This is a genomic window from Thiomicrorhabdus aquaedulcis, from assembly GCF_004001325.1.
Lineage (GTDB): Bacteria > Pseudomonadota > Gammaproteobacteria > Thiomicrospirales > Thiomicrospiraceae > Thiomicrorhabdus > Thiomicrorhabdus aquaedulcis.
The window spans coordinates 1490407-1513814 of record NZ_AP018722.1; the positions used below are offsets into that span (position 1 = coordinate 1490407).

Consider the following 23408-nt stretch of genomic DNA (forward strand, 5'->3'; position numbering starts at 1 on the left):
GTCACCCATTACGAGACAATTGCACACATAAAATGGTGCTATTTTGTTAAACTGGCTGTCTTTATCTCTAACGCGCTTACTTACGCTTATGACGCAACTCACCCAGAACCATTCATTTTATCCCGCTGCTCAAGCCCCCGCAGATTTAGACGCGTTGGCTCAAAATATTAAAACTTGGGGACTGCAACTCGGTCTTGCCAACGTGGGCATTACCCATACTCATTTGGCTCATTACGAGGCGCATCATTTTAGCTGGATTGAGCAAAACTTTCACGGTGAAATGGACTACATGGCACGTCACGGTACCAAGCGTACCCGACCAGAAGAACTTGAACCCGGTACCCTCAGCGTTATTAGTGTGCGCATGAACTACCTTGACCTGCTGGCTCAAGAACCTACGGCACAATTGCATCAAAGCCAGCAAGCGTATATATCGCGCTACGCACTGGGCAAAGATTATCACAAAATAATGCGTAAACGTCTAACGCAGTTGGCCAACATTATTGCCCAACACGTTACCGACTTTAAATACCGAGCTTTTTGCGACAGCGCCCCCGTCCTTGAAAAACCACTGGCTACTCAAGCTGGCCTTGGATTTATTGGCAAAAACAGTTTATTAATTCATCCAAAAGCAGGCTCATGGTTTTTTTTGGGTGAGCTCTACACCAACCTTAGCTTGCCCGCTGACGAGCCGTTTAGCAAACAAGGCTGTGGACCGTGTACCGCATGCATTCAAGAATGCCCAACTCAGGCCATTGTAAGCAATGGCGTGGTCGATGCACGGCGTTGTGTATCGTATTTAACCATAGAATTTAAAGGTTCAATTGCCTTAGAATTAAGACCCCTTATAGGCAACCGAATTTACGGTTGTGACGATTGTCAACTGGTGTGCCCTTGGAACAAATTTACCTCATCAACCGAAGAAGACGCTTTTAAAGCCAGCGCCGCTCAAGACTCAAAACAAACCGCTCCAAATATTGGGCTTGACCGTATAAGCTTATTAGACTGCTGGCAATGGGACGAAACCACTTTTTTGCGCCGTTTAGAAGGCAGTCCCATTAGGCGCATTGGCTACACTCAATGGACACGCAATTTGGCTGTGGCACTGGGAAATGTCCAAGCAGACCAAGCTACCCTACACAACATTATTGAACAATTAACCCAAAAACACGGTGCAGTATCACCCTTGGTGGACGAGCATATTGAATGGGCCATTCAACAACTGACTGCCCGCCTTAAAACATTAAACAACCCCGCAACTCCAAACCTAGAGCCAGCCGAGCTGTCGCTTAAAGCCCTGGAGCCGCAGGCCAACCTTAAACCCTTTTTTGCCAAAAAATATTACGTTCCAACACCGTAGCGCTAAATAACACGGCTTAGCACCACTGAACAATACCGAATACCAAACGCCATCAATCCTACAATCGGTCAAAAATAGAACCCTGCGATGGGGTAAATAATTTAGCGTATAGGCGCGACGCGTACGTATTGGTCATACCGGCAATGTAGTCTGAAATGACACGTTGACGCTGTTGCTCGCCTTGGGCAAGCTGATATTTTTATACGCACTTGAGGGCAATAAGGCGCTGGGATTAGCCCGCAACGATTTAAACAACTCCAATACAATCAACTGCCCTTTGTATTCCATTTGTTTCACCTCTGGAATAGTAATGACATTTTTATACACAAATTGCTTTAACAGCTCTAAAACCGCCGCTTGCTCGTCTTTTAAACGCGCCTGATAGCGCAACAATGGGTGTTCAAACTCAAGGTTTTGGGCAATGTAAATACTTTCGACCATAATGCCCACCATTTTACTGACCGCATGCTTACGACCACGCGACGAGTCACTAAACAGCCGTTGGGTCATTTCTTCATCCCATAAACTACTTTGTAAAAACACCGGATGCTCCATTAACTCGGCTTGCCATAGCTCTTTTGACACCATTTTCATGGCCACAGCGTCTTCTAAATCGTGAATACCATAGGCAATGTCGTCGGCCAACTCTAAAAGCGTTGTGTCGAGCGCTTTAAAAGCGGTTTTTTTATGCCCATGATTGTGGCCCAATAGGCTGTCGGGCTCGTTGTCGATTAAACCGGTAAACTTAACTTTATCCACAGCCGAAAAAGGTTCAAGCACCCAATCAAATAAGATTTTCTCTTCTAAATACAAACTTTTAGGGGGTGCCCAACGAGCCATTTGTAAGGTTCTAAAATCGTCTACTTGCGGCTCGTTTAATTGCGCCAAATAACGAGGGTTTGATGAAATCACTTCGTTGTAAATGGCTGGATATTTCATCACACCTAACGTGGCGCGGCGCGATAAATCTAAGCCATTTTGCGGCGTATACTCACCCAACTTGGCTAAAATTCTTAATGTTTGCGCGTTGCCCTCAAACCCACCGTAATCGCGCATCATGTAATTAAGTGCTACCTCACCGCCATGACCGTACGGCGGATGCCCCAGGTCGTGCGCCAAGCAGATGGCCTCCATTAAATAAAACGAGGGCAACCACGCCACATAATCTTGCGCCGCACCCTGAGCATTTAGCCCGACAGTGATGAGTTGTTCAACCAATCCCGAGCCAATTTGCGCCACTTCCATTGAATGCGTTAAGCGGGTGCGGTAAAAGTCCGACTCGCTTAAGCCAAAAATTTGTGTTTTGGCTTGCAAACGCCTAAACGAAGCCGAATGTATAACCCGCGCGCGGTCACGTTGATACACAATGCGCGCCGGCCGTGCTGGATTATCGTTTAAAAAATCGGTGTAGCGTTGCGTCCAAATGGGTTCATCAAGCTCAATCATGCGGTGTTTTCCTGCCAGTTTTTGGACAATTTTTAAAGGGCATTAAGATGATTAACAACAACCAAAAAACCATAATAATCAATAATAATGATTTAACCAGGCCTGGTTAAATCATTATTTAGAGCCAGAATATGTTCTGCCGTGTTGTTTACTTATAAAGAGACCTTTGCACGAGTGAATGCACGAATAAAAATGGTTAAAATTTACCTGATCTTTGTTGAAAACCTTGCGAATAGCCAGCTATTCACTGCGTTTTTCGCCGCAATCAGGCAAATTTTTCCTCATTTTTCTTTCGCACCTGACTCGTGCAAAGGTCTCAAAATATCATCATACTTAAAAAGCATTATACAAAATCAATTTATTCGTCACAGGCTTTGCACTAAACTTGGTTAGTCTGCTTAAAAACAGTATTTAAAGATAATGCCTAACGCCGGTACTGGTTTAATAAACTGGTTTAATAAAAGTAACGTGCCATTTAACTCATGTCACTAACACTAAACAAACCCTCGTTGCACAAGCGCTTATTTAGCGCTGGTAAAGAAAGTAAATCAACTTAAAACAACTTAAAACAACGTAAAAAACGCATATCACCTAACCCATCCACAACGATTACATTAGCCGTTTATCGTATAAATAGGGAATTAAACCAGTGACTAACCCTGTGATAAACCCCGTGATTAGCCCTCTAATGCAACGCACTCTTAAAGGGGTATTAAACATAGGGATTGGCGTGTTGCTGACAGCATTAATCGCCGCCCTAGCTTTGGGCATGTATGCACTTTACACAGCTTATAACGCAAAACAGCAACTCAACCAGATGGGTATTGAGATTAATGCTATTGCCCTTGGCTCACTAAATTTAGAGCAATTGCATGTTAAAAAAATAGACTTTACCTATTATAAAATGGATGCCACAAATGCAAACGCTCACGACGCAACAGCTCACAACGCAACGACTCACAACCTAGTCATCCATAACCTATTCATTACGTTTGCAAAATCCCAAGACTCAACAAAAGTTTGGTTTTTAGGCCTGCCATCGTTATGGCCTGGGCGAACTATAATCGAAAGCCTGGTGATAGAGTCCATTCAACACCACGTTAACACTGCGGCATTGCCTCAGCACATGACGCTTACAACCCCCAAATCTTCGCATGCGACGCAACCGTTTAACCTTCCCACACAACCACAACACTGGCGGTTAAGTTATTGGATGCAAGCCGTTAATCCTGCATTTTTACCCAAACGCATTCAACTCAAACAGCTCACCTTTCAAAACACGCAAACGGCAACGCAACCCCATACAGCCAGTTTAAGCCTAGAACAGGTTACGCCTCAACATCTCAGTTTAAACGCTGATTTTTCCCTTGCCTACCTTAATACCCCGATTACAGCGCAATTTGACCTGCACGTTTTGGATCATCAAGAAGCCATTACATTAACCATAGACAGCGGCAATGAGCAGGCTACCATGGCAATTGCCACCCAAACCACGGCTCATGGCGCGTATTTAAATAAATTGAGTGTTAAAACCAACGTTCAATCGTTGCAACAAAGCCCGGTGTTAAGCGAGCTGTCTAAAGGCTGGCCAACATCTTCGGCGTTTAATGCAATAATCAATGCACTGACCAACCCCTTAAAACACGATGCGTTAAACCTGCAAATAACCATGTCACCAGGCCTGGTGGATTTAACTCAATTAACCACGCTTAAAAGCCTAGCGTTTGATACGTGCTTTACCAGCCAAAGCACACAAAACCTAACCAATAAAATGCAGTTTGTTAGTCACGGCGTAATCAGTGACCTTTTTAACCCGCAAAAGCGCGCGCTTGCCCTAGAGCACGCGACCTTAAACCTAACTCAACAAAGCTTAAAAACCGCTAATAACCTTTCCCTTGAGGCTACTCAGCTCACTTTAAACATGCCGTTTAATGCCGCAATAACCCGTAACAATTTAAGCGTTACCAGTTCATTAAGCACCTTAAGTGCACACACCATTTTGCCTATTGCTGGGGTTCAGTTTAACCAAAACCACCTTAGCCTCAATAAACTAAGCGCACAATTAAGCCTGCACGACTTTGTGCCTTCACCTCACAGCACCTTACATTTTAACTTGCAACATGCCACCTTAACCCAAGCACTTAAGCTCACCACACCCGCCAGTAACGTTAACACCGCCGCCATACAACAACTGACCACTCAAATTACTGGCTTAACCTTCGGCCACACCAGTACGTCGAATAACTGGCATGACTTTGCCAATAACACGCAAATAACTGCTGCCTATCAGGTTAATGCCGTTGCCTTGCAACACGCGCTGGTGCACACTCAAAACTGGCAAACCAGTGGCAAACTTAACGGCACCCTTAACAACCTTAGCACTTCGGGTCGTGTGCACAATTCTAGCGGGCTCAGTCTTACCCATAAAACGACCACCAGCCAGCAAAAAATCAGCACCCAGTGGCACATTAAGCCCATCGAATTTTCAAATAACTCACCTCACCCCCTTATACAAACTTTTCGCGCTTGGCCAACCTTGCTTACGTTGCACGCCGGCACGATAACTTTGCAGGGGCAAACCCATGTTAACTGGATAAATAAGCCCTTATTACAACGCATCAACAGCACCCTAAACCTAAGCCTTGCCGATGTGAGCGGCATTTACAATCAGACTGCGTTTAACACGGTATTAGGCACACTAACCGCTCAGGTAAAAAACAGCCAACTCACACTGTCGACCCAAAACTTAAAGGTTAAAAATGCCTTGCACGCGCTTAACCTAGACGATATTTCACTTAATGCCCGCTATCAGGTCGCGCTTAATAATTTAACGTTTAATGCATTAAAAAACTTACCCCTACCAGGCCTGGTCACCCTTAATAATGCAACCGCCCGAGTATTAAATGGCACGCTCACCGTTGCCCCCTTTACCTGGCCGCTTAACACACCCGTCACGCTGCCCATTACTTTAAGCCAAATTGACTTAAGCGCACTTTTGCACGCTTATCCATCAAGTTTACAAGGCACTGGATTGCTCAACGGGTACTTGCCAATTCAACTTAGTTTTGTAAACCAAACCCCTGACAATCGCAAAACCTCCGTTGCCTCCAACATCGCCCCTAGTATTAGCCTACAACACGGCATGATTTCATCGGTGCGTGGCGGTACATTGCACTATCGTTCAGCCGACTCGGATAATTTAGCCAGCACGCATAAAAGCATGGCAACGGTTGTAGAGATATTAAACGACTTTCACTACACCCAATTAAGTGCTCAAGTTACTTTAGAACCCACCGGAAAACTCCTACTGGGTTTTACCCTTAATGGCCAAAATCCCAGCGTACAAAGCGCTCGACCTATACACCTTAACGTCAACATTGAAGAGCACTTGCCCACATTACTGCGCAGTTTGCAAATAACCAACCAGGTTAATGAGGTAATTCAAAAACGCATTGAACAAAACCTGCTTAAACAACGCACCAGCGCGTTACCTTAAAGACAGCACTTTTGCACATATAGAAAAAAGTAAAAACATGCGCTAATCCGATTACTTTCTTAAAACAAATGCCTCACAAGCCTATGCTTACTGGTAAACTTGCGCCAAAACGTGTTTCGGGTCGCTCGTGGCGGAATAAGTTGATTTTGATTGGGATTAATAAGCGCGACTTTGATACACTTTGACGCTTGTTAGGTGCATTGCACACGTCAATTTTTGCTGGTTCGCCGCTTTTGCACAGCCCATTTAAACGCTTTTAAAACAGGCCGTTAGTGCCATAACGCATGGCAAGGAACACACAATGAACACACCCTTTTGGTTACGCAAGCTTATTCAACGCGCTGTAAAAAAGCCTACAAGCACCCTTAAAAACCTTAAAAACCTTAAACAATTCCGCAACCATACGCTGCGTGCATTGCCCACTTTATTTCTTACCGGCTGGCTAGGTTTAACCTTAAGCACACAAATGGGTTGTACGCCATCCGTGCAAGTGGCCATGCCAAACGAGCCCATTAACATTAACTTAAATGTTAAAATTCAGCACGAAATTCTTATTAAAGTAGACAAACAACTCGATGCCATGTTTAGTGAATCCAGCGGCTTATTTTAAGCCTATGCAGATTTAAGACTGCCGCTTTAACAAACACGCTCTTTTTTAAGACAATCCAGGAACTCAAAATGAACTTTAACAACACAACGTTTACAAAATCGCTTAAAGCCGCCTTTGCCACCGTTTTATTAATGCTAAGTTTAAATGTTTACGCCATCACTCTATCCGACGCCATGACACAACTGCCCACCGCAAAAGCGCAAGGCTGGGTTGGCGAACAACCCAATGGCTATTTAGGCGTAGTAAACCCATCAGCGCAAGCACAAGAAATTGCTAATTTAATTAATCAGGCCAGAAAAGCCGAATACCAAAAAATGGCACAAGCCAACAATATTAAACTGCAAGACGTTGAGCAATTAGCAGGACAAAAAGCCATTCAAAAAACCCACCGTGGTCACTTAATACAACAAAATGGCCAATGGGTTAAAAAGCCATAAACGCACTTAAGTAGCCATTTAAGTGTCTTTAAACAGCCCAAATGCCTATGCATTGTTAGTAAACCATTATAAAATCAGACCTTTGTATAAGCGAATGCGCTATGGTCTAAAAATAACATTTTAAAATTTTAAACATTAGAGACTTTTGTACGTCTAAATTTGTACGTCTAAATTTGTACGTCTAAATTTACCCCTTACAAGGTCTCTTAAGTCACACAACACGTCACACTGCGCGGAGCGTTTTACATGAAATTTCTTGGTCTTTTTTTAAAAGTATTTGCAGCCCTACTGATTTTGATCATTGCTGCTTTAGCCATATTATTTGCCACCTTTGACCCCAACAGTTACCGCGATAAAATCACGCAAATCGTTAAAGAAGAGACCGGACGCGACCTTGTTTTTGAAAACATCAGCTTATCGCTGTTTCCACACTTAGGCTTTAGCCTTGAGCAAGCCTCATTAAGCAACGCGCCAGGCTTTAGCGAACAACCGTTTTTAACCCTTGAAAAAGCCCAATTAGGGGTGTCTTTACTGCCATTGCTTAAACAAGACTTGGACATTGAAGCCTTAACCCTTTACAACCTTAATTTAAATTTAGAACGCAACGCAGAAGGTGCCGCCAACTGGGACAACCTAGTAAAGTCGGCCACCACGCTAAGCAACGGCAACACAACAGCGGTTACTGATGCAACACACCCAGAAAACCCTTTGGCCACTTTGGGTTCATTGCAGTTTGCTGGCATTAACATCCAAGGCGGTCAAGTCACCTTTAAAGATGCCCAAGCTCAACGCGATATGACCTTTAAAAACATAGACTTAAACACCGGAACTGTGACCTTTGGTGAGTATTTTTCAGTTGCATTTTCGGCGCAAACTCAAATAAGCCAGCCCGCATTGAGTGCAGACATTAATCTCACCGTTCAAGCCATGGTAAATCAAGACGGCAGTTACGCCGTTCGCAATGTCGACTTAACCACAAATGTTGACACCACCGATACGCCCATCAAAACCCTTAACGTGCAATTAAGCGCCCCCACCATTGAGCTGCATGCAGCGCAAAACAGCCTTAACATCCCCAATGTTCAAGTAAACTTTAACGCTGCCGGTGCGCCTGAGGCAAGCATTCAAAACTACCAAGGCCAGCTTAACTTGGTTGATCTTGGCGGCAATTTAGCGCAACAAAACCTCAGTGCCAAACACTTAACGCTTAGCACCCAACTGCAAGGCGCATCGCTACCAGAAGGCAAGGCAAATATAGACTTTAGTACCGTACCCAGTCTAGATTGGGGCAAACAAACGGCCGAGCTGGCCAATATCACCTTTAAAACCCTAAACACACAAGTGATTGGTCAGGTTAAAGCCAGTCAACTTAACGACCATCCCAAGGTTAACGCCCAGCTTAATTTAGCCCAAACCAACCTAAGAACTCTGCTAACCCAGTTAAACGTCACCCTGCCCAACATGAGCGATATGCAAACCCTAACGCAGTTTAAGGCCAATATAAACACCGACTTTGACAGTCAATCACAAACCTTAACCTTTAACGATTTAACGGTGCAACTAGACGATACAACCCTAAATGGCAAAGGCAGCGTGGCGCAATTTTCTACACCCGTTATTCAATACGAGCTGGCGCTAGATAAAATAGACCTAAATCGTTACCTACCCAAACCCAATACCAGCAACAACACACCGCCGGCGGTTCAAGCCCCTGAATTTGCGCCACAAGAAGTCGAAATTAATTTGCCTTCTGAGTTTTTGCGTACGCTCACCATTAACGGCAAACTTAAAATAGACCAACTGCAATTTGCGCAACTGAACCCTAAAAATATTCAAACCACCCTAATCGGTAAAGCTGGAAAACTGGCTCTTAACCCCATTACCATGGACATTTTTAACACCCAAGTTAACGCACAAATAAGTGTAGACGCTACAACCGACACACCGATATACAATGTTAAAACCAACACCCAAAACATTCCGGTAGGTGAGGTATTAATGGCGTTTGCTAACACCGACCGTCTAAGCGGTTTAGGCAACATTAACGCCAACTTAACCACCACTGGCTTAATTGTGTCCGATCTTAAAAAGAACGTAAATGGTGAGTTTAAAACCGATTTAAACAATGGTGCTATTAAAGGTTTTAATTTGGCGCAATCGGTTAGAGAAGCCAAAGCCAAGCTGTCGGGTAAAGCACTTGAAGCGTCCACTGAACCCTTACAAACCGACTTTAGCAGCCTAGTCATGCACGCCACAGTTAAACAAAGCGTGTTAGACACTCAAAAGCTAGAAGCCATGATGCCATTTATGCGCGTTAATGGCTTAGGGCAAGTTGATTTAGTGAAAAACACGCTCGACTATCAAGTAAAAGCCACAGTTGTTAATTCCGACAAAGGTCAAGGCGGTCAAGAGCTTAAAGAACTCAATGGCGTGACCTTACCCATAAAATTAACCGGTGCTTTGGCCAGCCCCAATATTGCTCTTGATTTAGAATCATTAGTAACCGAAAAAGCCAAAGCCGAAGTAGAAAAGCAAAAAAAGAAAGTCGTTAAAGAAGTCAAAAAACAGGCCGAAACCCAATTAAAAGAGGCGTTAAAAGGTATAAAACTGCCTTAAACTGAGACTTTAATCGACCTTAAAACTCATATTTAAATCCACATTTAAAGCCGCTTTAACGCGGCTTTAAATGTATAAATTAGGTCAAAAAACCTCATTCATTTATTTAACCAGGCCTGGTCAATCTTACAATGATCCCCCAACAAGCGCCCACCCTAAAACGTGCACTTTCGCTGCCTAAAATGGTGTTTTATGGTTTAGGCACCACCATAGGTGCGGGCATTTATGCCTTAATAGGCGAGCTGGCGGGGGTATCAGGGTATTTAGCCCCCATGGCCTTTTTAGTCGCCTCGGTGTTAGCAGGTCTTACCGCTCTGTCTTTCGCAGAGCTGTCTAGCCGCTACCCGCATGCGGCAGGTACCGCAGCCTATACTCAAGTGGGCTTTAACCTAAAGCCGCTGTCAACCCTAGTTGGCTTATTGGTCATCTTAGCAGGCCTGGTCTCTTCGGCCGCCCTACTGCATGCGTTTAGCGGTTACTTTTTTAAATTAGTGCCCTGGCCAACTCACTGGATTATATTAAGCACTGCTCTTATATTAGGTGCATTTGCATTATGGGGCATTGTGCAAGCGGTCTGGTTTACTGCGGCGCTTACCCTGCTAGGACTAATAGGCTTGGTATGGGTAATTGCTGTGAGTGTAAGCGCGCTTGACCAATTACCCATGCTTTGGCCCGAGCTATTGCCGGGTGCAAGTTTTTCAAGCTGGGGCATTGTTTTAGCCGGTACGTTGCTGGCGTTTTACGCCTTTATCGGCTTTGAAGATATGGTGGCGGTGGCCGAAGAAGTCAACGATGTCCAACGCACCTTGCCCAAGGCCATCATACTGACCTTGGTTTTAACCACGCTACTGTACTTATCCATTATGCTGCTGGCGGTACTGTCCATTCCACCAGAACTATTTGCAAACAGCTCTGCTCCACTGGCCTTGCTGTATGAGCATCACACCCAAAAAAACCCGCAATGGATTATTTGGATTAGCTTATTTGCCATTATTGACGGCGCGCTCATTCAAATTATAATGGCGTCACGCGTGTTATACGGATTAAGCTCACAAGGGCAACTTCCAGCCTGGTTAGGTCAAATCAACCCAAAAACCCACACCCCTGTTTACGCCACCATTTTAGCCATTTGTACTGTCATTATCCTGGCCTTTATAGGCAATTTAAGCAGTTTAGCGCAACTTACATCGTGGATTATGTTGCTTGTTTTTACCCTTGTAAATCTAGCATTGTGGCGTATAAAACGGCGCGAAGTGCAATTTAAACAACCCATTAACACCTCAAAAGCCGCCCATACCCACGCGTTTAACGTACCCATTAAACTCACTCTATTGGCATTTTTGGCCAGCCTAGGCTTTGTTTTACTCGAAACTTATCGTATTTTTAGTTAAATATCATCATCGTCCGCCCAGCCCGAGCATGCGTTTGAAAACTATATTAAAGCCCACAACAAGTGCTAAAATACGCGCTTTATTCTTTAGCGATTTAAGGCCAAACACCCATGAAAACCTCTAACTTACTGCTTGCCACCACGCGCGAAACCCCTGCCGATGCGGTGGTGATTAGCCATCAATTGATGTTACGCGCCGGCTTAGTGCGCCCGCTGGCCGGCGGCTTGTACAACTGGCTGCCCCTGGGTGTACGGGTATTACGCAAGGTAGAGGCTATTATTCGTGACGAAATGAACCGCGTAGGCGCACAAGAATTGCTCATGCCCGTGGTACAACCGCTCGAACTATGGGAAGAATCGGGTCGCGCCAACGACTATGGCCCCGAACTACTGCGTTTTAAAGACCGCCACCAGCGCGACTTTGCTTTAGGGCCAACGCACGAAGAAATTATTACCGACTTAGTACGCCGTGAAATTCGCAGTTACAAACAACTGCCGGTTAACTTTTACCAAATCCAAACCAAATTTCGTGACGAAATTCGTCCGCGCTTTGGGGTCATGCGTTCACGCGAATTTATTATGAAAGACGCCTATTCCTTTCACATAGACCGCGAAAGCCTACAACAAACTTACGACGACATGTTTAACGCCTATAACCGCATTTTTAGCCGTTTGGGCTTAGATTTTAGACCCGTACAAGCCGACACAGGCTCCATTGGCGGCGACGGCTCGCACGAGTTTCACGTTTTGGCCGAGTCGGGCGAAGACAACATCGCCTTTTCAACCGAATCGGACTTTGCCGCCAACGTAGAATTGGCCGAAGCCGTTGCCCCACGAGGCGAACGCCCAGCCGCCACTGCACCGTTAACTAAAGTGGCCACGCCCAATAAACACACCATTGAAGAGGTGTGCGACTTTTTGCAGCTTAAGAAAAAATTCGTGGCTAAAACGCTGTTAGTAAAAGGTGCCACCGACGCCGCACCCGTTGTGGCCTTGGTGATTCGTGGCGACCACGAACTCAATGAAATAAAAGCCGTTAAACTTGACCTAGTAGCCGACCCGTTCTGCTTTGCCAGTGATACCGAAATATTAGACGCCGTAGGCTGCAACGCCGGCTCGATTGGTCCAATTGGCTTAACCATTCCAGTGATTGTCGATCGCACAGCCGCGCATTTGAGCGATTTTGTCTGCGGTGCCAACCAAGACGGTTTTCACCTAACCGGTGCAAACTGGGAACGCGACACCACCCCAACCCTCATTGCCGATTTACGTAATGTGGTAAAAGGCGATTTAAGCCCCTGCGGCAAAGGCAAAATTGAAATCAGACGTGGCATTGAAGTGGGGCATATTTTTCAGCTAGGCAACAAGTACTCTACTGCCCTTAACGCTAATGTGCAAAACGAAAACAGCCGCGCCCAAATTTTAGAAATGGGCTGTTACGGCATTGGTGTTACTCGTGTGGTCGCCGCCGCAATAGAACAAAACTTTGATGAAAAAGGCATTATCTGGCCTGAAAGCATCGCGCCGTTTCAGGTCTGCATTGTACCCATGCAAATGCACAAATCGCCCCGGGTAGAAAAAGCAGCGCTGCAACTTTACCAGCAACTGCAAGCCAACGGCGTAGACGTACTGCTTGACGACCGCGCAGAACGCCCAGGCGTTATGTTTAGCGACATGGATTTAATTGGGATTCCACACCGCATAGTCATCGGAGAACGCGGCCTAGACAGTGGCATGCTCGAATACAAATACCGCCGTGACCCTCAATCACAAGACATAGCCCAAGACGGGTTTATGGAGTTTTTAATGGCTAAATTGGTGGGATAACTTCGGCCAATGACTGTAACGCCTTGTTTTATAAACAGGGAGTAACAAGTCAGGTTCGCACACATTACAGAGTAGAAGGCACGTTTTATCGTGCCCGTTTTATTTAATTAGTTACTTAACCAGGCCTGGTTGGTTTGGTTTGGTTTTACCAAACATAAACCCCCGTCATTGCTGCCGGCTTAACCCGCAATCTATTACGGCGCACATGGTAGATGCTGTGTCGTGGCACGGCATGATGAACTGGGTAAACTAAGCGATATAAGAGCAGCAATAATCGGCAATGGCGTTTACTTTAATGCCAAACTTAGAGTTGGCCGGTACATCAAAGCTGCTGCCGTTTACAATAGACTTCCAGGTTGTTTCACCGGGCAGCAACACTTCAACATCGCCCGACAACATTTCCATGTTTTCGGCTAATTCGGTGCCAAACTCATATTGACCTGGCATCATAATGCCCAAGGTTTTTTTAGATCCGTCGGCAAACAATACCGTGCGGCTGGTGACTTTGCCGTCAAAATACACTGAGGCTTCTTTTAATACTGCGACATTTTCAAACTTAGACATTTAAACTTCCTTTGTGTTTTAAAAATTTTGTTTTAAATTGGTAAAAATCCGGTTTAAGCCATCTGTGCAAATACAGTACACAGTGTGTGCGGCGAATTCTAACGCCTTTTTGATGCACAATCTAGCGTGTATCAACGAACAAACGCAAAACTCAAACATCCAAGTAATCCACAATCGCCGATTGATGATTAAAGCCCGAAACAATTTTTTCTAACTGTGCGTTGAGGGCTTTAAAGTCATGCTGGCTTAAATGCTGTTGCAGCTGTTGCAGCTCGTGCTCAAACGCTGGTAAGGTTAAAAACTCTTCGTGAGCTTTCATAATGCGTGGGTGTTCAGTGCCGTCTACGTTATCACCTATTAACAGCTCTTCGTACAGCTTTTCGCCGGGGCGTAAACCGGTGTACATAATTTCAATGTCACCGTGTCCCAAAGCATCCACCACCGTTAAACCAGACAGGTGAACCACCCTTACCGCTAAATCTGCAATTTTAACCGGCTCGCCCATGTCCAGCACAAACACATCACCGCCCACGCCCATAGAACCGGCCTGAATCACTAACGAGGCGGCTTCTGGAATGGTCATAAAATAACGGGTAATTTCGGAATGTGTGACCGTGATTGGGCCGCCATGTTCGATTTGCTTTTTAAACAACGGAATGACCGAACCCGACGAACCCAAAACGTTGCCAAAGCGCACCATCACAAAACACGTTTGCGGGTATTGGGTTTGTAAAGCCTGTAGCGCCATTTCGGCCAAGCGCTTACTAGCCCCCATAAAGTTGGTAGGCCTTACCGCTTTGTCGGTTGAAATTAATACAAAGTTTTTAACCCCGGTCTCGGCCGCCACCTTGGCGACCGTGTAAGTGCCTAAGGTATTGTTTAACATGCCTTCAGCAATATTGTGTTCTACCATGGGTACGTGCTTGTAGGCTGCGGCATGGTAAATGGTTTCTATCTTAAACTGACTCACCACATTGGCCAGTTTACTGGCATTTTTAACGTCACCCAACATCACCACTAAATGGGTTTTAAAACCGTGCGTCTTAATCAACTTAAGTAAATCTTGCTCTATGCTGTACAGTGCAAACTCGCTTAACTCGTACACAATCAGTGTATTAGGTTGATTTTTTAAAATTTGTCTGCACAGCTCAGAACCAATTGACCCACCGCCGCCGGTCACCATCACCACTTTATCAGTAATGCACTGGCTAAGCAGTTGAGGCTTAGGCGTTACGCTGTCGCGTCCCAGCAAATCTTCAATGCTCACTTCGCGTACATCGCTAAACGACACCTTGCCGTCGACAATTTCGGCCATGCTCGGCAAAATTAACACGTTAACCGCATAGGGTTCTAACCACGCCAGCACAGCCTTTTTTTGGCTGGCGTTAAGCGAGGGTACAGCCAGCAAGACGTCTTCAACTCTAAAGCGCTCAATTAGCGTGGTTAAATCACGGCGACCATACACCTTTACTGAGCCAATTTTTTGATGATACAAACTTTTATCGTCATCAATAAACGCCACTACTTTTCGATTGGCCAATGGGTCTAACGCCTGCATTAATTGGCGACCCGACTCGCCCGCCCCAAAAATAACCACCGAACGCGCTTGCTCGTTAACCCCTAACGACTTAAGCAATACCCAGCGAATCGCCAGTCTAGAACCCGCCACGTAAAACATGGCCATTAACCAAGCAATAATAAGAGCAGAACGAGGGTATTTTACATCAGCAATAAAAATGGCCGTGGCCCACAATAAAAAACTAAACGACACCGCACTAAACACCACAAACACAAAACGGTGACTAATATAACGCACCACCGCACGGTACAACCCCATGCGAATAAATACCGGCAACGCCAACAAAGGCAACAACACAATCGCAGGCACGTAAAGAGTCACCGGAAAAACCGACTCACCCATACGCAACCAAATAGCAAATACACCAATTAACAACAAACCAACCGCATCAACCGCAATAGAAAGCGCACGCTTTTGCCAACGTGGCAACGCCAATAACCAAGTAACATCAAACACTAAAACATGCTCCTTCTTTGCGACTTAAATAAATGGAAATAAATAGGGTCAGATAACTCTGTCGCCCGCGCCTTTACCCAGCACGGTCATTAAAATGTATTTAAAGTAAGTTTTTACCGTTAAAGCCGCCATCATTTGTGCATCGGTTTGTGCCAATAATGCTGGGGTAGACATGTCAATGTTGCTTACTTGCGCCAAGCCAGTTACCCCGGGACGTGCTGCAAACACCCCTAATGCGTCACGCTCTGCCGTTAACTCTTCTTGATTAAACAAACCAGGCCTGGGGCCTACCAAACTCATTTCGCCCTTTAACACGTTCCACAACTGCGGTAATTCGTCTAATTTAGTGCGGCGCAAAAACGCCCCAAACTTAGTAATAGACGACGAACTTGCCAAATGCGACGCAACCGATGCGGTGTCTACTTTCATGGTTCTAAACTTAACCAACGTAAACGGTTTTTTATTACGTCCCACCCGCACTTGCTTAAACAACGGCGCGCCTGTGTCAAACAAGCCAAGCACAAACAATAAGGCCATTACCGGCCATAAAAACACCAAACCTAAAAACGAAAACACTACATCTAAAAAACGCATCATAAATTTATCCAACCACTCAACTAGAATACTCAAAACAAATAAAATAAATGGAATAAATGGGGTCAGAGCAATGCCGTTAAGTTAAGCCAAAAACTGTCATTCCCGCGAAAGCGTGAATTTTTTAAACGGCTTGAAATCCGCGCTATCGCGAGGATGCTGACTAGGGAAACACAAGATTTTCAATGCCAAAATCCTTAACTTAATGGCATTGGGGTCAGAGTTAAAATTAAATAACGTTACTTTAACCCCAGTTATTTCGTTTAAAACCAAATTCAGCTAAAAACAAAGTTACCAGGCCTGGTAACTTCAATTCTGGTGTTTGTAAATTGGTGTTATGTTTCAGGCTAAAAGTTCATCTTTCACCTCAAGCACCACGCTTTAATAAAGCACTCAATCGGCCTGGGCTAAAGTGCAGCTCGCTTAGCTTAATCGTTAGATGCTAGGAGAACTATGAGCATAGGAAGAACAATTAGAATTTATCTGGATGATGGCTTATGTACGGGTGACGCGCAAAAAACTCAGGGTTTTTAAGCGCCCCACTTATGCAAATATTTACGGTAATCAATCAATTAGAGTGTAAAGTTTTTAATAGAGACCTTTGCACGAGTCAGGTGCGAAAGAAAAATGAGGGAAAATTTGCCTGATTGCGGCGGAAAACGCAGTGAATAGCTGGCTATTCGCAAGTTTTTCAACAAAAATCAGGTGAATTTTAACCATTTTTATTCGTACATTGACTCGTGCAAAGGTCTCTAATAGACTATTTAAATTTTAAACATCTCAGTTTCGACCTTATGAATCGTTTCGACGATTAAATCAGTATCAACTTTTCCAATAAAATAGTTAGCACCCATAGACAATACTTCACGGTTATTATTATTGCTGGTCATAGACGTATGCACAATAATTGGCATGTTTTTGGTTTTAGGGTTGGCTCGTAATTCTCGTATAACAGTGTGCCCTGATGCTACTGGCATTTCTAAATCAGTAAACACCATCGAAATATCATCAAGAGATTCTAATTTGCCTACATAATCAAGCAACAAACGACCATTATCAAAACTTATAAACTTAAGCCCTAACTGTTCAAACACCATAGACATATAACGTTGTATTGACTTACTGTCTTCTGCAAATAAGATTGTTTTTTGAAGCACTTGAGCGCTAAATGCATGTCCTTGCTTGCTTACCTGCTTGGCTGAAGCAAAAATCTTTTCGGCCATTGCAGGCATTGCTTCAATTAACAGCCGCTCAATATCCAAGATAAAACACAGCGTTTCGCTGTTTTCTAGGTACGTGTGGTTTACAATTTGATTCGTATTAACGTCCACATTGTAGTTGCCGGCGGGATGAATATCCGACCAACTTTTTTCTTCAACTCCATGAATATAAGAAACACGCAACCCGATAAAATTATGACTAAAATCAGAAACAATAATAATCGATTTTTCTCGTTCCTCGGGAGTCATTTCAAAACCCATCCATTTGGGTAAATCAATAACAGGCAAGTAAACACCACGAAGTTCAACCATTCCCTCAATCAATGGATTGGCATCAGGCATAGGGGATACTTCGTAGGCACGAGCTTCAAGCACCTCTCGAACCTTAAAAACATTCATACCGTAATAGGCAGGTTGATAATCGGCTCTTGGAAACTGAACCTGAAAAACCATCAAACTCATTTGATTATTTTTGCTCAGCTGTGCGGTCTTTTCAACTTGTTCTAATGTAGTACTCATAAAGGTGCGCTCGATACTTTTAAGTGTTGATTGAGTGATTAATGAACCTATTTATAACAAAATTGATTTTAACCCAAAGCGTATAAACTGAACATTTTTTTATCTTATTTATCTAAAAGAGACCCATGCACGAGTCAAGGCACGGTTAAAAATGGCTAAAATTTACCTGGTTTTTGTTGAAAACCTTGCGAATAGCCAGCTATTCACTGCGTTTTTCGCCGCAATCAGGCAAATTTTATCTCATTTTTTCCTCGCACCTCACTCGTACAAAGGTCTCTAAAAGAGACCCATGCATGCATGAAGTGCAACGAAAAACAGGTAAGTTTTAGCCATTTTTTGCCATTTTCAGCCACCTTTAGCCGTACATGAAAGCATGCTTAGATCTCTTACAGGTTTGAAGGACTTACGATAGCCTTCTATTAATCCATACTGCGCCAACGCCGCCAAATGCTTTACAGTAGGATACCCCTTATGATCGGCAAACCCGTAATGAGGGTAACGCTCATGCAGTTCAATCATTTGTCGATCACGATAAACTTTAGCCAAAATGGATGCAGCGCTAATTTCTAAAATTTTATCATCCCCCTTAATGACGCTTTGGCAAGGCAACGTCAACTTCGGGCAACGATTGCCGTCAACGTACACCATTCTAATATCGCTTACATTAGCATGCAATTGACTCACCGCCCTACGCATTGCAAGCAATGTTGCGTGCAAAATATTTAATTCATCAATTTCTTCAAAAGTGGCTCTGGCAATACAATACCCAACCGCTTGGCTCTCAATTTCTAATGCCAAGCGCTCACGAGTTTTTTCGTTAAGCTTTTTTGAGTCACGCAACGGCAAATCACACCCCTTGGGTAAAATCACCGCACACGCAACCACATCACCAATAAGAGGGCCACGCCCCACTTCGTCTACTCCGGCTGTAAAACCGGTTAAAGTTTGGTAAACAGATTCATCATGAACCAACGTGGGATAAACATCAAACAACTGGCCTTGCAAAGAACAGCTTGCCATTAAACTAACCCAGCCCATTCTTGAATCGCATCGGCGGCTAAACTGGATGCATTTTTCTTTAGTTGTTGATATTGCGTGGTAAATTCCGCAATTTGTCGTGTGCGCAATGCCTCGTTAAAACAAACCTGCTCTAGGGCAAAAGCAATGTTTTGCGGCGTTGCGGCATCTTGTATAAGTTCGGTAACTAAGGTTTGGTTGGCTAAAATATTGGGTAAACCAATCCATTGAATGGTTGCCATTTTCTTCATCAACCAATACGATATTGGGTGCACCTGAATGGCCAAAACCATGGGGCGTTTCATTAAGGCGCATTCTAATGTTGCCGTGCCCGATGTCACAATGGCTTGATCACACGCCTCTAAAACCTCTTTAGACTGTCCATCCATCAACTGTATCGATAAACCGACACCAAATTCATCAACCGACCGCTGTATGCGCGCTTTAGCTTTTTTATTAACGCACGGAATTACATAATGCATACCAGGATGCTGCGTCGACAAAATTTGCGCGGTCTGAAGATACACATCACTCATACGCTCAATTTCACTGGCTCTTGAACCCGGTAAAATAGCGGTAACGTTGGCGTTTAATGGCACATTTAATAAAGTTCTAGCGGCTGTTTTATTAGGATATTCTGCAATTAAATTGGCCAAAGGGTGACCAACAAACTTAACTGGAATGTGATATCGCTCATAATAAGGGGGTTCAAAAGGAAATAATACCAGCACGCCATCAACCGCTTTACGAATCTTAATCAAGCGTTTAACCCGCCACGCCCACACAGATGGCCCCACATAATGAATAGTTTTAATGCCTTGCTGCTTAAGAGTGGCTTCAACTTTAAAATTGAAATCAGGTGCATCAATGCCAATAAAGACATTTGGCTGGCACTGCAATAAGCGCTTAATTAATTGCTTACGAATACTAAGCAGTTCTGGCAAATGCTTTAACACTTCAAAAAGCCCCATTACTGAGAGTTTTTCCATGGAAAACCAACTTTCAAATCCGATGGACAGCATTTTAGGACCGCCAATTCCTACGAATCGTGCCTGTGGAAAACGCGCTTTTAATACCTGCATCAAATCGAAACCTAACGTATCACCCGAGGCTTCTCCCACCACCATGGCAATAACAAAGGGCTGATTGGATACATAAGATTGCGGGTCACGTTGAATGTCTGTGTACAAAGTCATTGCAACAAAAAACTAGCGAACAATGCCGCGATGGGAATTTTTTAGAAATGTATTAAGACCGTCTAATGTACCTTTGGCATCATTGATGGCGTCTAATTCGTGTAACGCTTGCTCTAATCTGTAACCGGTTCGATAAATAACACGATAGGCTTTTTTAATTAAATTAAGTTGCTCTTTATCAAAACCACGACGCTTCAAGCCTTCAAAGTTAATGCCTCTTGGCACCGCAAGGTTACCTGAAACAACAATAAAATTGGGAACATCTTGATTAATGACACTGCCCATACCGCAAAAGCTGTGTGCCCCTATGTTACAAAATTGATGCACTAGGGTATAACCCCCTAAAATAGCCCAATCCTGAACGACAACATGCCCTGCCAACGCTGCGGCATTAGCAAAAATACAGTGATTGCCAATCACACAATCGTGGGCAATATGCACGCCAGCCATCACCCAATTGTCGTCACCAATAATGGTTTCACCACGATCTTGCGTAGTACCCCGATTAATGGTTACATTTTCTCTAAACGTGTTATTGTCGCCAATTAGTAAAGTCGTTGGCTCACCGGCGTATTTTTTATCTTGAGGAGCCGCGCCAATAGAACTAAATTGAAAAAAATGATTATTTTTTCCAATCACCGTTGGCCCCTGCACCACAACATGCGGCTCTAACACGCAGCCCGAACCTAAAGTAACCGCACCATCAATGACACAATAAGCGCCAATGGTTACATTGGCACCGATGTTGGCGCGTGGATCAATAATTGCGGTTGAATGAATCAAAATTTAAACCTTTCTTTCTGCACATAATAAATCTGCAGAAGCAATCACTTTGCCATCTACTTTTGTAACGCACTCAAACTTCCAAATCCCACGTTTGTTTCCCAATGTCTTCACTTCAAAATCCAAACGATCCCCTGGAATAGCCGGCTGCCTAAAGCGACAATTATCTACCGCTGCCAAGTAGTACATTGACGTGCCGTCAGGCTTTGCCCCCTGAGTACGAAACGCTAAAATTCCAGTGCATTGTGCCATAGCTTCAATAATCATAACGCCTGGCATGATAGGATTGTTAGGAAAATGACCCGTAAACTGCGGTTCATTAAACGTGACATTTTTAAACGCTTTTAACGACTCACCCGAGGTAAATTCTGTGACCCTATCCACTAACAAAAATGGATAACGGTGCGGTAAATAATCAAAAATATCCTTAACTTCCATCATTTTTAAAATCCAATTCCGACTGTTTTTATGAGCCCTTAATATAAGGTGAAACCACTTTATTAGGCTCTTTATTGTTATATTTATGGTCTATACGCGGTTATATACATTAGGCTGCGGCTATTAAACAGCTTGCTGTGCAATAAGTTCATACTGTGTTTGTAACTCTTTTAGCTGTTGTGCCATTTTTTCAAGCTGCCGTATACGAATAACATTTTTTCGCCACTCATTCACAGGAACAGCTGGAAAACCCGCATACGTTCCCGGCTCAGACAAACTATGCGTAACAGCCGACTTTGCCATCAAGTGAGTATTGCTTGTTACAGTAATATGACCTGTTATACCTGACTGACCCGCCACGGTACAATAATCACCTAACACGGCACTGCCAGCAAGCCCTGACTGGCCAGCAATTGCACAACCTTTACCCAACGTAACGTTATGTGCAATATGCACTAAGTTATCAATAATACAATGATCGCCTATCAGGGTGTCATCGAGTGCGCCGCGGTCAATGGTGCAATTGTTACCAATCGACACATGACTGCCTATAATCACCCTACCAACTTGTGGAATCTTAACCCACTGTCCATCATGATTCGCCCAACCAAAACCATCACCACCAATAATGCTTCCAGCTTCGATAGTCACAAAGTCGCCTAACATACACCCTTGATGAATAACAACGTTTGGGCCAATTCGACACGATTTACCAATGGTAACGCCTTCTTCAATTACAGCTCCAGCACATAAATAAGTGCCATCGCCAATAACAGACCCTTCATATACTACGGCAAAAGCCTCAACCGTTATTGATGAACCCAGTGTCACATTATCTTGAATGTAGGCTTGTTGATGAACCCCCTGCAAACGATGTTTAACAGGGTTTAATAGTTGAGCTACTAATGCATAGGCATAATATGGATCAGGAACTACAATGCAGGCAACTGAACAATCCGCACTTAATGAATCGGGTAACAATACGGCACTGGCATGAGTTGTTGCTAAAAATGGACGATACTTTTTTTCTTTTAAAAAACTTATTTCTTGGTTTTTCGCATGATTTAAAGCCGCAACCTGCTTAATCTCAATAAAAGGGTCACCGACTAATCGAGCAGTCACCCCATGCATTTCAAGATGCTTAACAATCTGAGCTAACTGAACTGTCATAACTTACTTACTTATTAAATTCAGAACGCTGTTTATCACTTTGAGATTGCAATTGAGTTAACACGTCTTTAGTAACATCAATTCTTTCGTTGGTGTAAGCAATTCCTTCATACAAAATAAGGTCATAGGCTTGTTTTTTACCAATGGCTTTAATCGCTTCATTAACCAATGTTTGCATACTGGCTAATTCTTCGTTACGACGCAAATTAAGCAACTCTTGAACATCGTTACGACGGCGTTGAATTTCACGCGTTAACATTCCAATTTCACGCTCTTTCGTGGCTTTTTGTGCGTCACTCATAACCGCTTTATTTTTTGATAATCGTTTTGCTGCTTATCAAGATTGGCGGCTAAACCTTTTAACTCGGTTTGTTGCGGTGCAAACTCTCTTTCTAGCTTAGCACTGGCTAACTTAGCTTGCGGTGCTTGCTCTAGCAACAGAGCCACGTTTACTACACCGACTTTAACAGGCTCTTCTGCCAATGACAAAGTTGACAAGGTCATTAAAAAAACCGCGCTATAAAGTTTAATAATTTTTTGCATTCCACACATCCATTTTAAATAAAAGACCTTTGCATAAGATTTACTTATACAGAGACAGCAATCAGTAGTTATTATATATTTTTTGAATTTTACCCTAAATTCATGATTTAAGGTAAAGGCTTAAATTAATTTTATTGATTCTACTAA

18 protein-coding genes and 1 pseudogene are annotated in these 23408 nt (G+C 43.8%); 7 read left to right on the forward strand and 12 right to left on the reverse strand.

Translation table 11 applies throughout. The annotated features are described in order from the left end of the window. Positions 1 to 88: 88 nt before the first annotated feature. Entirely contained in the window at positions 89 to 1360 is a 1272-nt protein-coding gene (gene queG, locus EP181_RS06820) for a tRNA epoxyqueuosine(34) reductase QueG (protein WP_127470983.1), read from the forward strand. Between the two features lie 58 nt (positions 1361 to 1418). Here the strand turns inward: queG and EP181_RS12690 are convergent, their stop codons facing one another. Continuing rightward, positions 1419 to 1517: a hypothetical protein gene (locus EP181_RS12690; RefSeq protein WP_338064754.1), complete on the reverse strand. Its 99-nt coding sequence runs from the start codon at positions 1515 to 1517 to the stop codon at positions 1419 to 1421. After that, positions 1493 to 2806 carry an anti-phage deoxyguanosine triphosphatase gene (locus EP181_RS06825; protein WP_269471131.1) on the reverse strand — a complete coding sequence of 438 codons (1314 nt, stop codon included), beginning with the start codon at positions 2804 to 2806 and terminating at the stop codon, positions 1493 to 1495. The genes EP181_RS12690 and EP181_RS06825 overlap by 25 nt, the downstream gene beginning before the upstream one ends. 649 nt (positions 2807 to 3455) lie before the next feature. Between EP181_RS06825 and EP181_RS06830 the strand changes: the two genes are divergently transcribed. From EP181_RS06830 to EP181_RS06855, 6 genes are all read left to right on the forward strand, one after another. Beyond that, a complete protein-coding gene (locus tag EP181_RS06830; protein WP_127470984.1) occupies positions 3456 to 6302 on the forward strand; it encodes an intermembrane phospholipid transport protein YdbH family protein in 2847 nt (948 codons plus the stop codon). Positions 6303 to 6603: 301 nt separating this feature from the next. Continuing rightward, entirely contained in the window at positions 6604 to 6912 is a 309-nt protein-coding gene (locus EP181_RS12880) for a YnbE family lipoprotein (protein ID WP_420824407.1), read from the forward strand. 68 nt (positions 6913 to 6980) lie between these two features. After that, on the forward strand, positions 6981 to 7349 hold the full coding sequence (locus tag EP181_RS06840; RefSeq protein WP_127470985.1) for a YdbL family probable chaperone protein: 369 nt from the start codon (positions 6981 to 6983) through the stop codon (positions 7347 to 7349). Between the two features lie 246 nt (positions 7350 to 7595). Continuing rightward, on the forward strand, positions 7596 to 9965 hold the full coding sequence (locus EP181_RS06845; RefSeq protein ID WP_127470986.1) for an AsmA family protein: 2370 nt from the start codon (positions 7596 to 7598) through the stop codon (positions 9963 to 9965). Positions 9966 to 10096: 131 nt separating this feature from the next. After that, complete coding sequence (locus EP181_RS06850; protein ID WP_127470987.1) at positions 10097 to 11356, forward strand: APC family permease; 1260 nt, start codon at positions 10097 to 10099, stop codon at positions 11354 to 11356. A gap of 110 nt (positions 11357 to 11466) precedes the next feature. Next, positions 11467 to 13182: a proline--tRNA ligase gene (locus EP181_RS06855; protein ID WP_127470988.1), complete on the forward strand. Its 1716-nt coding sequence runs from the start codon at positions 11467 to 11469 to the stop codon at positions 13180 to 13182. 249 nt (positions 13183 to 13431) lie between these two features. Here the strand turns inward: EP181_RS06855 and ppnP are convergent, their stop codons facing one another. The 10 genes and pseudogenes from ppnP to EP181_RS12885 form a co-directional block, all read right to left on the reverse strand. Then, entirely contained in the window at positions 13432 to 13746 is a 315-nt protein-coding gene (gene ppnP / locus EP181_RS06860; protein WP_127470989.1) for a pyrimidine/purine nucleoside phosphorylase, read from the reverse strand. Between the two features lie 151 nt (positions 13747 to 13897). Further along, on the reverse strand, positions 13898 to 15781 hold the full coding sequence (locus EP181_RS06865) for a polysaccharide biosynthesis protein (protein ID WP_197723357.1): 1884 nt from the start codon (positions 15779 to 15781) through the stop codon (positions 13898 to 13900). Positions 15782 to 15829: 48 nt separating this feature from the next. Further along, positions 15830 to 16378, reverse strand: coding sequence for a sugar transferase (locus tag EP181_RS06870; RefSeq protein WP_127470990.1), 549 nt, complete (start codon positions 16376 to 16378; stop codon positions 15830 to 15832). Positions 16379 to 17139: 761 nt separating this feature from the next. After that, a complete protein-coding gene (locus EP181_RS06875) occupies positions 17140 to 18114 on the reverse strand; it encodes a chemotaxis protein CheV (protein WP_127470991.1) in 975 nt (324 codons plus the stop codon). A gap of 345 nt (positions 18115 to 18459) precedes the next feature. Next, the gene (rnhB, locus tag EP181_RS06880; RefSeq protein ID WP_127470992.1) at positions 18460 to 19134 is read right to left on the reverse strand and encodes a ribonuclease HII; all 675 of its coding nucleotides are present in this window, start codon (positions 19132 to 19134) and stop codon (positions 18460 to 18462) included. After that, on the reverse strand, positions 19134 to 20327 hold the full coding sequence (lpxB, locus tag EP181_RS06885) for a lipid-A-disaccharide synthase (protein WP_127470993.1): 1194 nt from the start codon (positions 20325 to 20327) through the stop codon (positions 19134 to 19136). Before lpxB ends, rnhB begins: the two co-directional genes overlap by 1 nt. A 12-nt stretch (positions 20328 to 20339) precedes the next feature. Then, positions 20340 to 21110 carry an acyl-ACP--UDP-N-acetylglucosamine O-acyltransferase gene (gene lpxA, locus EP181_RS06890; protein WP_127470994.1) on the reverse strand — a complete coding sequence of 257 codons (771 nt, stop codon included), beginning with the start codon at positions 21108 to 21110 and terminating at the stop codon, positions 20340 to 20342. Between the two features lie 3 nt (positions 21111 to 21113). After that, positions 21114 to 21551 (reverse strand): 3-hydroxyacyl-ACP dehydratase FabZ, encoded by a 438-nt coding sequence (fabZ, locus tag EP181_RS06895; RefSeq protein ID WP_127470995.1) that lies wholly within the window; start codon positions 21549 to 21551, stop codon positions 21114 to 21116. 120 nt (positions 21552 to 21671) lie between these two features. Further along, positions 21672 to 22718, reverse strand: a complete 1047-nt coding sequence (gene lpxD, locus EP181_RS06900; protein WP_127470996.1) for a UDP-3-O-(3-hydroxymyristoyl)glucosamine N-acyltransferase — start codon at positions 22716 to 22718, stop codon at positions 21672 to 21674. 7 nt (positions 22719 to 22725) lie between these two features. After that, positions 22726 to 23270, reverse strand: a pseudogene (locus EP181_RS12885) (OmpH/Skp family outer membrane protein). Between the last annotated feature and the right edge of the window lie 138 nt (positions 23271 to 23408).

Excerpts from the sequence above, each read along its gene's own strand:
- EP181_RS06845 (WP_127470986.1), top strand. The coding sequence starts at position 7,596 with ATGAAATTTCTTGGTCTTTTTTTAAAAGTATTTGCAGCCCTACTGATT.
- EP181_RS06875 (WP_127470991.1), bottom strand. The coding sequence starts at position 18,114 with ATGAGTACTACATTAGAACAAGTTGAAAAGACCGCACAGCTGAGCAAA.
- EP181_RS12880 (WP_420824407.1), top strand. The coding sequence starts at position 6,604 with ATGAACACACCCTTTTGGTTACGCAAGCTTATTCAACGCGCTGTAAAA.
- queG (WP_127470983.1), top strand. The coding sequence starts at position 89 with ATGACGCAACTCACCCAGAACCATTCATTTTATCCCGCTGCTCAAGCC.
- fabZ (WP_127470995.1), bottom strand. The coding sequence starts at position 21,551 with ATGATGGAAGTTAAGGATATTTTTGATTATTTACCGCACCGTTATCCA.
- ppnP (WP_127470989.1), bottom strand. The coding sequence starts at position 13,746 with ATGTCTAAGTTTGAAAATGTCGCAGTATTAAAAGAAGCCTCAGTGTAT.
- EP181_RS06855 (WP_127470988.1), top strand. The coding sequence starts at position 11,467 with ATGAAAACCTCTAACTTACTGCTTGCCACCACGCGCGAAACCCCTGCC.
- lpxB (WP_127470993.1), bottom strand. The coding sequence starts at position 20,327 with ATGACTTTGTACACAGACATTCAACGTGACCCGCAATCTTATGTATCC.
- rnhB (WP_127470992.1), bottom strand. The coding sequence starts at position 19,134 with ATGGCAAGCTGTTCTTTGCAAGGCCAGTTGTTTGATGTTTATCCCACG.
- EP181_RS06825 (WP_269471131.1), bottom strand. The coding sequence starts at position 2,806 with ATGATTGAGCTTGATGAACCCATTTGGACGCAACGCTACACCGATTTT.
- EP181_RS06870 (WP_127470990.1), bottom strand. The coding sequence starts at position 16,378 with ATGATGCGTTTTTTAGATGTAGTGTTTTCGTTTTTAGGTTTGGTGTTT.
- lpxD (WP_127470996.1), bottom strand. The coding sequence starts at position 22,718 with ATGACAGTTCAGTTAGCTCAGATTGTTAAGCATCTTGAAATGCATGGG.
- EP181_RS06840 (WP_127470985.1), top strand. The coding sequence starts at position 6,981 with ATGAACTTTAACAACACAACGTTTACAAAATCGCTTAAAGCCGCCTTT.
- EP181_RS06850 (WP_127470987.1), top strand. The coding sequence starts at position 10,097 with ATGATCCCCCAACAAGCGCCCACCCTAAAACGTGCACTTTCGCTGCCT.